The organism is Williamsia sp. z34 (assembly GCF_059553395.1).
Genome location: NZ_JCANWW010000001.1, coordinates 824,667 through 838,089, shown reverse-complemented (window position 1 = coordinate 838,089; position 13,423 = coordinate 824,667). Strand labels below are relative to the sequence as shown.

Sequence of the window (13,423 nt, the reverse complement as noted above, 5' to 3'; positions counted from 1 at the left end):
ATCTATCCGTAGCGTGACCCGGGACCCTGCGGTGGCAACTCCGAGCGCAAGTACACATATGTCATGTCAGAGGATGGTCACCCGGTCGGACCACTAGGGCTACCTGACGTGCCAGTTTGCGGCGATGTCAGCCATCCTCGTACTATGGATTCAATCGTTCGGCCCGCCCCGGTTCCGGGAGCGGGCCGGACTTATATTCAGAGTGTGACCACACCGATGAAACCGTTCCTCTCCATCGACGGGCAGCTCGCACGCATCCAAAGCCGCGGGATGATCGTGGACAATGAAGACGACGCTCGGCAATGGCTCGCTACGATCGGGATGCTCCGCCTCTTGGTTTGAACCTACGGTCATCGGGTATGCGATCACCATGGACTCGGACATATCGTCACGAAACAGTCATGAAAGTGGTGGTGAGCCAGCCTCGATATTACTCATCGCAGACCCAGGTGAACCCACCAAGCTGGCCACCCGAATGGCTGAACGTCTCCCACAACGACTGCGTGGCCGCGACGAGCGACCGCGTCTGTGGACGACAACTGTTCGATCCAAACCCTACTTCGCAGATGAACAAGCCGCGCTGGCAGACGTCATCGACGCCGTAGACCCAGCCGCTGAAAAAGACGATGTCGTTGTTTATCTCACAGATCTGCCGCGGCGCGAGGGCACGCTGCCCATCGTCGGCGAAGTGAGCCCCGACCACCGATTTGCGCTCGTTTCGATCGTCGGGCTGGGCGGGATCAACATCGAACGACGCGTCAGTATCCTCACCGAACTCGTTGTCGCGCAACTATTCGATGAACCTGACCTGTCACCCCCGCACGCGCTGCGTCGAATATCCTCAGCGCCGGCCGGAACCGGTGTTCGCTACTTCGCACCGCGAGGACTGCGACGGTTCCGTCTGCTCGCAGGTATGGTCCGGGCCAATCGGCCCTGGCGGTTGGCCAACGGGCTGTCGAAGGCGATGGCCGGAGCTTTCGCCACGGGCGCTATTGCGTTGGCCACCAGCACCATCTGGCAATTCGCCGACCTGATGGGACCGTGGCGCATGAGTGCGGCAACGATCTTGTCCGTCACCGCGATGATTCTTTGGCTGATCATCGATCACGAGCTCTGGGAGCGCCCCGACAACCCCGACGAACGCGAGCGTTCGATCCTGTACAACATCGCGACCGTCGTGACGCTGGTCATCGGCGTCGTGGCATTTCACATTGCCCTGTTCTGCCTGATGTTGTTCACGGCCTCCATCACCCTTCCGCCGAGCCTCCTTTCCCAAACTCTCAGGCATCCGGTCGATATCGGCGACTACCTCACGTTGTCCTGGCTACTGGCCTCGATCGCAACCATCGGCGGAGCCTTGGGCTCCGGACTCGAAGACGATGACGCCGTCAGAAAAGCGGCCTACGGCGTCCGACAACGAGAGCGCCTCGACGACGCCGAAGACTGAAGACGTATAGCCATTTTCGACACCAATCTAAGCGACACAACCCATTTCGATCACCGGTCATGATGCAGCGCGGGCATCGGCATCCAGCCTGACTCAGGCTCAGCTCCTCTTGATCCTCTATCGCCATGCTCATACATCTTCCTCTCACTGATGAGCAACGGACTTACACAGAACATCTGACACCCCCGTTTGCGGGCTTCTCGCAGCTCGGCGGACTCGTCAGGTACTGCGGACGCGGCCGGCAGCGCGCTGCGGTCGATCCCGTCTTCGCGGTCGGCGATCCTGAGCCACCGTTGCAGACAGGTTTCCGAGATTCCGAAGTCAGCGGCTACCTGACGGATCGGTGCTTCACCCCTTGCGAGCGACAGCGATCACGTCGGCGCGGAACTCCTTCGGATACGGCTTTGGCATGACGAACATCCTTTCACCGCGAGAAAAACCTCACAGGTCAGATGTCAACCAAACCGGGGGCAGTCCCCTGTGGACACGGCTTGACCTTGGGTGAATCGTCCTACGCGCGGTCGCACGGTTCATCTCGATCAATTCATCCCACGAAGGAACCGTAGCCACCTCCGCACCTCATAGCTGCGCTCGGTCTCATAGGCCCAATCGGACAGCTGACAGGCGTGCCTCAAGTAAGGCAGCTTTGTGTGGCAGCACGCACTGGCGGCGAGTTGCTTCCCGCATTGAGATCCCCCAGCGTCGACGAGCTGGAGCCACACGACCGGATGGCTCGCCACCACACCCAGGTGGCCGGCCCTTCTATGTGTCCGCTGGCGCGGCCATGTCTGCAAAAATAGAGCGGCTGCTGCTAGTGCTCGTTCCGACCGCCCCGCGGCGGTTACGAGATACTTTGCAGCCCAGTGGTGTCCGTGATCTGCCACTGTGCACCGATCTTGTTCACGACGTACCGTCCAGGATGTACACAGCCTGAAATGGCGAAGCAGCTCGCGAGACCACGTCACCGAACGTGTGGTCGACGGTGATGAGTTGACGGACCACAGCGGAATAGATCAGCGCCTCATGCTCGCCGCCGGCGACTGCGCAGGCGAACTGTCGTCCTCGTTCTTAGATGTGCTGGTGCACCCGCACAGCACCGCAACAGCGAACATCAACGACAGGATCGCCCGAGCACTCATACCGGCGACCCTACCGGCCTGGCCGAACATACCGCCTAGAGTTCAGCGGCGTACTTAGTCAGGAACTATCGGGCTCTCAACGCCCTTGCCTTTACGTTGGACGAGCGCCGCCTGGCGGCGCTAGGTGCATTCCTAAGGCTTCCGTGGAAGCGGTTGTGTTTCGAATAGCCGGAGGGGTGACCGCGCAGCCTCTAGATTGGTGTGACGGTAGCGGTAGCGAACGAGATGGGTGGGGTCCTGTGATGAACACCGACGAAGGCCGGCCGACCGAGGCATACGGCAGAATTCGTATCGACCATTCCCAAATTTCGATTCTCAATGGTGAGTACGTGGACTGGCCCGAACTTGACGATGGGCTGGTGGCCGCGACCGAGAACTATCTCGCGATCGGAGTTGTCAGCAACGGAACGATGGCGGCTGTCCGTCTCGTCATTCACGACCGAGAACCCGCGGCTGATCAGATCGACGACGATATGGCCTGGGAAAGTGATGGCACGGTGACGGTTACCTTCACGGCCCCGCCGTTTTTCATGGTGGGAGATTCCCTCGTTCGTGGTGGTGCCGATATCGACTGGGCTCTTCAGGATGGTCTTGATCTCGAAGAGGGCACGTACACGTTCCATGTTCGGGCCAAGGGACTGTTGGACTCTCAGGAGAAGTTCATCTATGACAACGCTCCGATGGAATCAGAGACCGAGAAACCGCCGAGCGAACTCATCCAGCAGTTCCGTATCGATATATGGCCTGCAGAGGACCCGGTTACGAATAGCGCTATTCAAGAACCAGATTCACGCACTGTCCGCGACGTGAGCGACGGCTAGGACGTCTGCGTATCTCATGACTGATGATCCTGCAGCAAGCCATGCCGATCGACCGGGGGCGTCATCGCCCGCTCCGGACAGAGTGAGCAATTTCGAGGGCGTCGGCCGACTGGAGAAGTGGGCCCCGGGCCTTCTGTCGGCTCTGGCCACGCGATCGGCGCAGGAACAGCGCGACCTCGCGCTATGGTGCGCGCGTCAGGCCATCACTCGGGTCGGTATTGACGACGAACCATTTATCACCGCTGCGCCGAGGCAGATACTGAACGGTGAACAGCCACCGACTGCCGACGTCCTGTCGGCTTGGGTTGACGACTATGTCCAACCCGATGTGTCCCAGGTGGCATCTGGCACATCTCCGGTCGCGATCACGAATGTTATGGGCGGCAGTGAACCCCGCCGCAATCCCTACAACTCGGTGACCGCACGTATTGTCTCGGCACCGCACCTGGCGGTGTGGGCACTGATCGCCGCCACTGACCCGGACCCACTCAAGGCCGCGGTCGAAGCACTCCACTACGCATGTGCAACGTTCAGCGACGATGCGCCCGATTTCCTGCACCTGATGACAGAGACGTTCACGATCGAAACCGGCCTATCGAACGATGACGACGACACCGACGACGTAGCGACCGGACGCGGCGTGACGTACACCAGATCTAATGCCTCACCTGGTTCGTCATTGACCGTGGATCCCCAGCCTTGGTTCCCGGAACACCAAGACAATGAACGATTGTCAGCGCTGGACAGGTATGGCCGCGTGCTCATCGATCACGGTGTGATCACTCTGACCGCTGTTGGCGCGAACCCTGGCTACGGGCCGGATCCTGGTCTCATTCGCACAGCAGTCGATGGACACCTCGAAATCACTGCCGGGGCGAGCGGGCAGTGGGCTGCGGTTCGGCTTGTCGGTCATTTAGAGCGGCCCACGTTTGCGCTGGACGATGATGAGGCTTGGGAACAATCGGAGGAAGCCGTCGTCACGTTCCACGGACCCCCGTTTGTTCTGTTCGCTGGGTATTCGATGAGCGTTGGGATCGAGCCGTCATTGCAGGATTTAGATATCTCGGAAGGCACGTACGGCGTAAAAGTCACTACCAGAGGCATCAAGGAATCGTTCACGCGCCAACCGGGACCGATCATCGATCTGGACAACGCGCCAACTCCACAAGAACTCGGGCAACAGATCCGAATCGATATGTGGCCCACCCCATATCCGTACGACCTCGACTACGACCCATTCAGCGCGAGCGTGACCTAGCAACTCTGCGCCGATCAGACACCACACAGGTGCTCGCGCAGCGGACAAACAAAGAAGGCCGGCCACCTGGTGGGGTGGCCGGCCTCGAGGAGTGTTGGTCCCAGACGTTGTCTTGGTCTAGGTGTTTGTGCGGGAGCGACGCGGGTTCGGGAGGGCCTGGTGCCGCGGCAGCTCTATTGCACTGGCTGGCGTTATATCTGCACCGCGGCTATCTCGATCGCAGGCGGCGCGCATGGGAGTTCATTCCGCCACCCTGCTGGGTCGGTATTTCAGCGCGCGTCGCGTTCGATGCTGAACCGGTATAGCTCTCCGGTCAGCTACTGCCGAAGCTCCCGTGCCATCCAGTTGATGGACCCGGCGTCGGCGCTTGAAGGTTAGCTGTGCCTGTCAACACCGTTGTTGACCCCTGGGTATCGGCATCCTGTACGTAATAAAGATCCAGATTCGGATTCTGCTCAGTCGGGTCGCCCGCACCCGGGAGGACTGAGACAGCATCCATTGCGCATTGCCACTCGACTAAATAAAATTGGTTTGACTGCAGCCTCTGTGCAACAGTGCCAACCGGTCCATATCCCGTCGTGGCGTTGTCCGTCTGCACGCTAGCCGTGAAACTACTGGGGCCGAAGGGGAAATTTAAGATAGCGGTCCCGGTGAACTCACAATTCGCATTGACAACGATGGGGAGAGGTCGACCTGGTTTCGGTGTATATGCGACCGTCATCGCTATCTCATTAAGTGACGTGGCGGCCACTGTGACAGATAGATCAAAATAATTCGTCTGATCTGTGAACGTAGCTGCGGACGCAGTTCCAGTCGTGGCCAGGCCCAATGTCACTGCCGCAACAGACGTTAGCGCAGTTCTGAGCATAATTTTCTTCACGATGGAGTCTCCTGCGATCGTTGGGACCATTTTACGTCGGGTATCATGGAATCTTTCCAATACGATCTCAAAAACCATCTATTTGCAACATAATTATTCGCAATGACCACCAGAGTCCGGTCCGGAAACCCCAACGCGGACTATCCTGGACACTCAGCAAGCCTGTCGGAAACGCGCTGCACCTGGGCGCGGTTGCCGGTCAAGATCAGCGGTTTGCCCGGCAATCGCCGGGTCTGAGACCAATTCGTAGAGATCGTCCGATCCGGTGGCGGTGTGCTCACGCATCGCGAAGTCATCAATGACCAGCACTGCCGGCACCGGGTGTGTTCACGCATGTGTTGTCTGGCGCCCAATGGCTCGGGTACCTGTCCCTGAGCATCAACTCGGGCGTCAAAGTCCCCAGTACCTGAGGATACTGGCGGCGTCGCCGACCAGGGCGAAGGCGACGCCCTTTTCGGTAGGTTACTCGGTGAGCCGTTGCCGCAGTGCGTAGAACCAGGCGCGGGTGCGTTCGAGGCCGTTGTCGGCGTCGAGTTGTCCGCCGTCGATTCCCCAGAGGTTCGCCGCCCACGTGTCGAGCGCGGATTGTTCGGTGTCATTCATGGCCATCAAAAGATCCAGGTCGCCCAGAAGTAGTGCCGTTCCTGTCACTTCGCCGCTGGACCAGGTGTGGCGGAAATCGTCCCACCCGAAGCGTTTCACGAGGCCGGCACGGTTGATCAGGTTGTCTGCCCAGCGGTCTAGTTCGGCGACAGAAGGCTGTCGGGCTGTGTATTCGGCCCACGTCGCCGGCTGATCATCGCTACCGTCAGTGGTCATCGTGTCCTCGTTTTCGGCGGTGGTCCGGTTGTCGCATTCGACCCCGACAACACCTGATAGATGTTGCCCGCGTGGCCTGTTTATGGTCTTAGCGCAGATCATCGAGGTAACCCGCATCCCGCAGAGCGGCCTCGAGGACTGCACGGTACGTCTGACCGGTGACGGCGGCGATGCTGTCGAGGGTTGTGCGGGCCGGCAGTCCGCGCACGCCGTGAGTGCGCCAGAGATTCAAGTTTTAACGTGAGACACCGATGCGGCGGGCCAGCTCGGCGCCGCTGACGCTGTAGGCGTGTTTGTGGGTGTCGATGAGATCGACGAGGTGAGTCGTTGCCACCCATCGGGAATCCGGGTAGCGCTCGGGATGCGTCAAGTACTAGAAGACACTTCGGTCAAGCTCTACTTGACACGATATCTATTACCTTATGGGATCAGGTCGAGCCCAAACGGGTGAAAGTGATTGTGCTGTAGGCTATTTCGTTCGAATCTGCGCGTTGCCCGTAACTGGTCTACCTGGTGCCTATCAAGGCAACCCGCACCTCAGTGTGCGTTCTGAACCAGCCCAAGTTCGCACGAAGCTTCGCCCAACAATGCCGGAGTGATACGCACGTGCGTGATCCGTTCAGCGAAAGCGAAAGTAGCTTCGTTAATCGGCACTTCGGTTACATCCCGACCCATATCGACGTCGAGCCCAGCTGCGCGCATTTCCTCGACGTGAGCATCGGGGTCGGCACCAAACCTGTTGATCCCAGGCCCGAGCGGGTCGAAACCCAACTTGAGCTGCCCGTCAATCCACCAGAGAAATTGATATCGGCCGCCAACCGCGTAGTAGTTGGCAACGATTTCGCGACCTCGGGACAACGGCTTCATAAGCGCCTCCGTTACACCGATGAAGCCGTTGCTCTCTACCAGTAGGGTCCCGGCCCCCACCGCCGTGGCGGCAACTAACGTCTGCCCAAAGGGACCGCCACCTCGCTCATCCCACGCATCACCCGCACGTACATGAAGATCGTCTAGACCTGTAATGGTTGAACGTCCTTCTGCCTCGAGTGCATCTAGAACCTCCGCAGGGACACTGTCGGACAGATAGGTGAAGCAGTATCCGATTTCAAACCAGCGTGATTGAGCTGCGGAGGTGAGCCAGCGATATTCCTCAGCGGTCGGACTCGCACTCACAGCGTTCCAATCTATGGCGGGCGCCGGCCCGCAAGCTACGCGCAGCGGGTGTTTCAGACTTCAACGTTAGTCGAAACCCTCTACTGAACGTTGCCCCTTTTGGTGGTTCACTCGTCTCGCTTCTACACGTCTCGTTACCGGTTGCCTAGGACGAGTTAAAACAGCTGAAAGCATTCGTCTCACTGCATATTTCGTGCATCAAGACTCATACACGGCCTGCCAGCTGCCGCACTCCACCGTCCTCGTCGACCGCGTACAGCGAAATCCTCAACAGATCGAGAACCCGCTGGGGTGCCTGCACTGCCGCTTTGACTGATCCAGGCTCGTCACGAACGACCAGCGCGAACGACGCACGCTCATCGAAATCGGTCGGCATCCGGGTAACTAGTTGTCCGATGGCTGTATTGACGTCCAGGCCAGGTGCAGTGGTGGTGCCTTTGGCTTCGGCGTAGAGCGTGCGCCCATCCTTCTCGGCAACGACGTCGACGAAGTTCACCTCCGTGCGGACCGTCCATCCTTGAGAGGACAACCACCCTACGAACCCCTCGACCACGCGCGCCCCATCGAGTCTTCGCCTGGACACTTCTTCGGCCAGCCGCGCAACGTGACGGTGCCGAGCCTTATGCGCACGTTTAGGATCGTCCTCCGGAAAGCGGCGAGGGTCGAAGTAGCCGTCAATGCTTTGCCCCGGCGTAGAAGGGTCCGGTGCCAAGGAGATGCCGCCCGCGGGCCAATGGTAGATGCCATCGATGGCGCTCTCGGCGTACTGAGACAAGGGTTTCCCCCCTGCCAAGTTGTTTTCGATAACCCACAGGGAGTTAAGCAGGACTCGCAAAGTTTGTCCTGTTTTCAGTTCGACGGCCACGACTGGGTAAGGCCGCGTCAAAGCGGGCCCGTCGACCAAGAAGGCCACGTGACCCAGGCTCCAATCGCCGCCGGCAGCAGCCAGTTCCGCGGCCTCCAAACCTTCGAACTGCGGGTCGTCAATGATGTGCACGTCGGCCTGGAACTCATCGCCTCCAGTGACCAGGACCGAAGCAGCCGCGCGACGATGGATGTCGATCCACGCCTGGTCATCGGAGAAGTCAGTCCGCACCAGCAACGATCCAGAACTACGCGTCCGAAGCTCGCGTAGAGCCTGCACGCGCCCAGATTCCTCATTCAAAGGCCCCATAGCAACCAAGCTATCGGCTGACGATCAGACTGGGAACTCGACCAGCCCTCGTCAGCCGACTGCGTGGCCCGGATCATCCGCGACTCAGTCTTCCCCGAACAACGCCGGTCGGGGCCCGTCCCGGCCTAATCGGAGAGGGTCGACCCACCACCATCGCCGCGCCGACGCTTGCTGCACAACCGGTACGCGTTGGACTAACCTTTCCGAATGGAAGATCCGGGCCAGACGGCAGCAGCTCTGCTGCACGATGCGCAGGTCACCCTTGACCCCGGTCTCACCGACGCAGAGTTCGATTCGATCTACCGACGCTTCGGCTTTCACTTCAACCCCGATCGTCGCAGTCTGCTCGCCACAGCGTTGCCGCTGGGCGACGGTTGGCCCAACTGGCGTGATAGCAGCGACCTTGAACTGAGCACCTGGCTTGACAGTGTCGTTGAGGGCTTCATCTTCGACGCACTCAATCAGAGTCTGCCGTTCTGGCCGTCCTCGTGGGGTGAGCTACCCGCCAGGCCCTCCGACGTCGCCACCACCGTGCATCGAGAACTCGCGGCGTGGCCGACCCTGATTCCCATCTACCAGCACCGTTTCACCCCCGCGTCACCCTCCCCGACCGGATCACCGGTCTTCTCGGTGCACCAAACGGACATCATCTACGGGTCCGACCTCATCGAGTACCTGACCAACGAGCTGCCCTTCGGTCAGGGTCGAAACACATTGTCCCCCATCGTTGTACGAGCACCATTCTGGTCACCATACGTCGAGTCAGGAAACCTCGCCGAATCGATTTGACCATCGCGTCAAGAACGGCACACCTACTCGGGCCATCTGCGTGGGAGTTACTGCAACACAACAATTTCAGGCCATACGCCCGCCGTTCACGGCGCGCCATCGACGCTGCTGTCGACGGCCAACCAGAGGCCGTCTGGCGAGACCTCCCGGTACGCGGCCCCATGTCGCGCTGTCTTTGCTACTGTGCTGACATGTCGAGACTGCAGAAAGGCACATGAGGCGCCCTCGTAGTTTGCTGGTCCGCGTCGTCGAGGCGTCTCTCGGTGACGGAGCACTGGCACCACCGCACGTCGGCGCGATCACCGACTTCCCACTGTCCTTCTCCGAGCCCGGCCAACCGTTTACCAGCGACAATCTGCGCGACGCCGAACTCGTGACGGTGCGCGGCGTGCTCGAACTCGCAGACAATCAACCGTACGAATACCGCGATGACCGTACCGGCGGATCTTGGTGGTTGTGGCGAGGTCTTCTTCGCGGTGATGGTTGGGCCGCCAGCTGGCGCGGTCGGCGACCATTGACTGGTCCGGTCGAGTTGACCGGCTATTTCTCCTCGTCGTTGTATGTCGACCCAGGACACGTCCGCGGACGCATCACCCGTGTCCGGATCATCTCCGAGGCCTACTGCACCGGCGACAACGGCACCTGGGAGCCCATCGCCGACACACCCTCCCGGTACCGCGATGTCGATGCTGCGCCGCAATTCCACGACGGCGCCCCCACTATCGACAACGACGGCACCTGCTACCGAGACACCGCAACCCTGATCGATCTCGATCTCGACAATGTACCGCCAGAGACGGTGCGCCCAAAGATCATTCCCGGCCACCTCTCGGCCGTCGACGATGACGCAGTCTGGGTGCTCGACACCGAACTCCCCATCGTCGGCCGTCTCGACACCACCAGCAACGACGCCGTCGAGTACGTCCTGCCGGCGCACGCCTCGCAGAGCCGTTGGGTCGCGGCGACGCCCACCGGATGTTGGGTGGCTGGCGTAGACGGCTTGTATCGCATCACCACCGGGGCGGGCGCTTACAGGACCGCCCAAGGAGCTACCTTCCCCCCAGCGGTCAGCGGTGAGACACTCCTGGCGCATGACGGCAACAACCACTGGGCATTGCACACGCCCGACCTCCCTGCGCAACCACTCGACCTCCCCGACGGCGAACTCTACTGCGCCGGCATCAACCGCGAGACAGACGACTTCGTCGTCGTACTCAGCACCGCCACCCCTCGGAAGCGACAACTACAACTCGTGCAGATCACGCGGTCCGGGCAGGTCCGTCGCGGACCAAATCTCCCAACGCCGACCCGCCGCGGCCGGCGACCATTTCTTGCCGGCACCCCGCTGCGCCTGTTCCACGGCGGCGCCGTCGCCACCGTCACTCACGACCTCACCCTCGGCCCAGCCACCCACCAACCCAAAAGACATGTCGACGGCGGCGCGCTCGGTGACCTCGCCTGGATTCTCACCTACCGCTCCAGCGCAGACCCCATCACACCCTGGTGGCCACTACCCGAACCAACCGATCCCGCCAGCGCACTACCCCGCATACCGATACTCTCGATCGTCGAACCCTCGACCCTGACAGTGCAAGCCAGCTGGCGAGTCGACAATGCCCGCTCAGTCACCGCGCAATCCTCCACGGTGTGGGTGAGTGACCGAGGCCAGTTGTACCGGTTGTCCGCCGGGTGTCCGAGCCGCCCAGAGCGGGTCGACGTCGCCGCCGCGATCACCGATTCCATCGCACCAACCTCCGCTCGGGGCATACCCGATGAGCACCAACGTATTTCAAGGTACGACCGATCGGCGCACATTGATCGTGTTGGTCGATGAGCTCGCGATCGAAGACGGTCAAATCGATCCACCCGAGGTCGGGGCGGTGACGTCGTTCCCGCTGCTGTTCACCGAGACCGCGGCTACCGCGCCCGATGCGGTCACAGTCCAAGGCACGCTCGAACCGTCACCACGACCACCGATGCAACGGCGCGACGGTTGGCAATGGAGTGGGCTACTGCGTGGGGATGGGTGGACGGCCACCTGGCGCGGTTCACGCCCGTTGACCGGGCGAGTCGAGGTGACCGGGCGTTTCATGGGGGTGATGGGGATCGACGCCACCGGATGGGTTCGCGGCCGCGTGACCAGCATCCAGGTCATCAGCATGTACTGGGAACGGGTGGACACCCGCGAGCGGTGGGCACCGGTACCCGAACGCCGCGACTACCGAACGGTGGACCGCTCCCCACGCTTCTTCTCCGACGAGCGTATGTTCAACGACGACCCACCCGCGCTGTCCCGCGCCGAGATCGGGGTCCTGGTCACGCTCGAACTCGATGACGTTCCCCCGCTGCCGCTTCGGCCGAGCCTGCTTGCCGGCGATATCTCGGCCAACGGCACCCAGGTGTGGGTTCTGGACCGGGCACTTCCCACAGTCATTCGTCTGAGCGGCAACGGCGTTCTCGCAACTCATCTGTTTCCCGCGGCCGTGGCATCGCACCGGTCGATCTGGGCCACACCCACCGGCTGCTGGATCAGCGGACTCGATGGCACTTACCGGGTTGATGCCAACGCCGAGACCGGCCGCCAGGTCAGCACAGCCCCGGCCACTGTCGGCGCCGTACACGGTGAGGCGTTCCTCGCCTGCACCACCACACAGCCATGGCTCATCCACACACCCGACGGCGACCCGATCGAAGTCATCGACACCCCGCAAGGTTCACCAATCGCCGCCGTCGCCGACGCAGACACCTTCGCCGTTCTCCTTCGCCACACCAAAACCACTAACTCCCAGCGCTATCAACTGGTCCGGATCGCCCTGACCGGCACATGCCAGATCGGCCCGCCACTACCAACCGCGAAGGACGCCTACGCGTCCGACCTGTGCCTGCTCGGCAATCCACTGACGATCGCGTGCGAGGACACGTTCACCGACATCACACCTGACCTGACCGCCGGCGCCGCACGGCACATCTCGCGCCGCTTTTTCCGAGCCGGCGCCCTCGGCGATCACATCTGGACCATCGGCCACCCGCCGGACACAACCAGTCGCTCGTGGTGGCCACTGGATGGTCCCACCGTCTACGACCGCAGCCGAGGACAGTTCTGGCTCTTGACCATCCTCGACCGCGCCACCCTACAACCGGTACACACCGCGGCTGTCCTCACATCCCAACCCGAGCTGACGCACGACGACCACGGAACCATCTGGCTCACGAGTTCAGGAGAACTCGAGAGAATTGTCCAGCTCGGCACCACCATGGCGTGGCCAGAGAACGTCGAAGTGACTGCAACAGAACGGAACTGACGTGCCGACGCCGTAGTCGACTGCGCGGCAGGATAGCTCAAGCTATTGCGCCAGACTAGGTTTCGAGTGCACTCTGGGTGAGGAAACCCCCTGCACGGTGGCGACGACCATACCAACGAGCGCCATCGGGACAGCAAACCCGAGAAGGATCCAGAATGACGCCCAGTTCGCTATAGCCACGAACGTCAAGACGAAGAATGTTGCGACCACGAGCCACGAGACCCAGCGTCGCATCGCAAGAGCCGCCACAACCGGTGGCACCGCCAGCAACAGCCCAAGTTGGACCAGCGGCCACACACCCAGCACGTGGACGATCGAATCATCGCATTGAAACGACGCTTGGTCGCCGGCGAGTCCCAGGTCGCCGGTCTTCGAACACGACAGCGACACTTCAGATATCGGAGACGTCGAAGACCAGGCAGTGAACACCACCGCTGCCAGGGCCATTCCCCACCACATTGCTCTCAGCACCGACACGCCTGCAGCGTATAACCACGTTTTCGTCGCTACTTCGACCACAACGGTGGGCACGGTGGGCGTTTGCCGATCATCGCTGCGCCAGCAATCAGCCAGCGCCACCAGGAATAATCTCTGACGCCCTCACCGGACATCGGAATGTCC

General features: G+C 61.1%; 11 protein-coding genes and 3 pseudogenes. 7 read left to right on the top strand and 7 right to left on the bottom strand.

Annotation, left to right across the window (positions count from 1 at the left end; translation table 11 throughout):
* The first annotated feature begins 204 nt into the window (after nt 1–204).
* Nucleotides 205–342 carry a hypothetical protein gene (locus tag AC51GT_RS03980; RefSeq protein WP_496327939.1) on the top strand — a complete coding sequence of 46 codons (138 nt, stop codon included), beginning with the start codon at nt 205–207 and terminating at the stop codon, nt 340–342.
* 28 nt (nt 343–370) lie between these two features.
* Nucleotides 371–1,447: a hypothetical protein gene (locus AC51GT_RS03975; protein ID WP_496327938.1), complete on the top strand. Its 1,077-nt coding sequence runs from the start codon at nt 371–373 to the stop codon at nt 1,445–1,447.
* 185 nt (nt 1,448–1,632) lie between these two features.
* Here the strand turns inward: AC51GT_RS03975 and AC51GT_RS03970 are convergent.
* Nucleotides 1,633–1,858, bottom strand: a pseudogene (locus AC51GT_RS03970) (transposase); the annotation flags it as partial.
* 970 nt (nt 1,859–2,828) lie between these two features.
* Here AC51GT_RS03970 and AC51GT_RS03965 point away from each other — a divergent pair.
* Together AC51GT_RS03965 and AC51GT_RS03960 are read left to right on the top strand one after the other, a co-directional pair.
* A complete protein-coding gene (locus tag AC51GT_RS03965; RefSeq protein WP_496327937.1) occupies nt 2,829–3,407 on the top strand; it encodes a hypothetical protein in 579 nt (192 codons plus the stop codon).
* Nucleotides 3,408–3,423: 16 nt separating this feature from the next.
* Nucleotides 3,424–4,665 carry a hypothetical protein gene (locus AC51GT_RS03960; RefSeq protein ID WP_496327936.1) on the top strand — a complete coding sequence of 414 codons (1,242 nt, stop codon included), beginning with the start codon at nt 3,424–3,426 and terminating at the stop codon, nt 4,663–4,665.
* Nucleotides 4,666–5,730: 1,065 nt separating this feature from the next.
* On the opposite strand, the pseudogene AC51GT_RS03955 reads toward AC51GT_RS03960, so the two are convergent.
* The 5 genes and pseudogenes from AC51GT_RS03955 to AC51GT_RS03935 form a co-directional block, all read right to left on the bottom strand.
* Nucleotides 5,731–5,886, bottom strand: a pseudogene (locus AC51GT_RS03955) (ATP-binding protein); the annotation flags it as partial.
* A gap of 121 nt (nt 5,887–6,007) precedes the next feature.
* Nucleotides 6,008–6,364: a hypothetical protein gene (locus AC51GT_RS03950; RefSeq protein WP_496327935.1), complete on the bottom strand. Its 357-nt coding sequence runs from the start codon at nt 6,362–6,364 to the stop codon at nt 6,008–6,010.
* A gap of 537 nt (nt 6,365–6,901) precedes the next feature.
* Complete coding sequence (locus tag AC51GT_RS03945; protein WP_496327934.1) at nt 6,902–7,537, bottom strand: DUF6461 domain-containing protein; 636 nt, start codon at nt 7,535–7,537, stop codon at nt 6,902–6,904.
* 205 nt (nt 7,538–7,742) lie between these two features.
* Nucleotides 7,743–8,120: a hypothetical protein gene (locus tag AC51GT_RS03940; RefSeq protein ID WP_496328009.1), complete on the bottom strand. Its 378-nt coding sequence runs from the start codon at nt 8,118–8,120 to the stop codon at nt 7,743–7,745.
* 210 nt (nt 8,121–8,330) lie between these two features.
* Nucleotides 8,331–8,711: pseudogene (locus AC51GT_RS03935) on the bottom strand (DUF6924 domain-containing protein); the annotation flags it as partial.
* A 207-nt stretch (nt 8,712–8,918) separates the two neighbouring features.
* Here AC51GT_RS03935 and AC51GT_RS03930 point away from each other — a divergent pair.
* The 3 genes from AC51GT_RS03930 to AC51GT_RS03920 all read left to right on the top strand — a co-directional run bounded on the left by AC51GT_RS03930 (nt 8,919) and on the right by AC51GT_RS03920 (nt 12,802).
* Nucleotides 8,919–9,500, top strand: coding sequence for a hypothetical protein (locus AC51GT_RS03930; RefSeq protein WP_496327933.1), 582 nt, complete (start codon nt 8,919–8,921; stop codon nt 9,498–9,500).
* Nucleotides 9,501–9,714: 214 nt separating this feature from the next.
* Complete coding sequence (locus tag AC51GT_RS03925) at nt 9,715–11,334, top strand: hypothetical protein (protein WP_496327932.1); 1,620 nt, start codon at nt 9,715–9,717, stop codon at nt 11,332–11,334.
* Nucleotides 11,273–12,802, top strand: coding sequence for a hypothetical protein (locus tag AC51GT_RS03920; RefSeq protein ID WP_496327931.1), 1,530 nt, complete (start codon nt 11,273–11,275; stop codon nt 12,800–12,802). The genes AC51GT_RS03925 and AC51GT_RS03920 overlap by 62 nt, the downstream gene beginning before the upstream one ends.
* A gap of 42 nt (nt 12,803–12,844) precedes the next feature.
* On the opposite strand, the gene AC51GT_RS03915 is transcribed toward AC51GT_RS03920, so the two are convergent.
* Nucleotides 12,845–13,381: an ABC transporter permease gene (locus tag AC51GT_RS03915; RefSeq protein WP_496327930.1), complete on the bottom strand. Its 537-nt coding sequence runs from the start codon at nt 13,379–13,381 to the stop codon at nt 12,845–12,847.
* Nucleotides 13,382–13,423 lie beyond the last annotated feature (42 nt).